General features: G+C 39.3%; 1 protein-coding gene. It reads left to right on the top strand.

Annotated features, from left to right (window positions below; translation table 11 throughout):
- A partial coding sequence (locus K7I92_RS07390) for a restriction endonuclease subunit S (RefSeq protein WP_220282615.1) occupies positions 1-623 on the top strand: 623 nt, incomplete at its 5' end.
- Between the last annotated feature and the right edge of the window lie 21 nt (positions 624-644).

The raw sequence follows: 644 nt of genomic DNA, 5'->3' as shown, positions 1-644 counted from the left end.
TAAACAATAATTTAGAGCAACAAGTGCAGACATTATTCAGAAATCAGTTCTTGACCCAAGAGTTCTTACCTGATGGCTGGACAAGAGCCACATTGGGCGAGGTATCACTAATGGGAGCAGGAGGTGACAAGCCAAAAACTGTTTCTGCTACTCAAACTGAGAACTGCCCATATCCCATTTATTCAAACGGAATCAGCGATGAGGGGCTTTATGGTTTCACCAATGAATACAAAATCAAAGATGAAAGTATTACAGTTTCTGCAAGAGGTACTATTGGCTTTGTTTGTTTACGGCATATACCATATACGCCGATAGTTCGACTCGTTACCCTTATCCCGAAAACGGATGTGCTGTCTGCGAAATATCTTTATCTTTGGTTAAGGAATACGCATATCCATGGGACTGGCACTACACAACAACAGCTAACTGTTCCTGATTTTCGTAAAACTGAGATCATTCTGCCAACAAAAGAGGAAATGACTTCATTTACAGATACTATCACCCCGTTTTTTGAAGCAATATGGGAAAATCAGGCTCAAAACTTGAAGTTCTCTAATACGAGAGATGCTTTGCTTCCAAAACTTATGTCTGGTGAGCTTGATGTTTCCAACATCAACTTTTAAGCCATTAAATTATTGTTTATC

This window comes from Bulleidia sp. zg-1013 (genome assembly GCF_019798045.1).
Taxonomy (GTDB): domain Bacteria; phylum Bacillota_I; class Bacilli_A; order Erysipelotrichales; family Erysipelotrichaceae; genus Bulleidia.
Note: the sequence above shows the minus strand (reverse complement) of the source record. Positions and strands in the feature narration are given on the sequence as shown.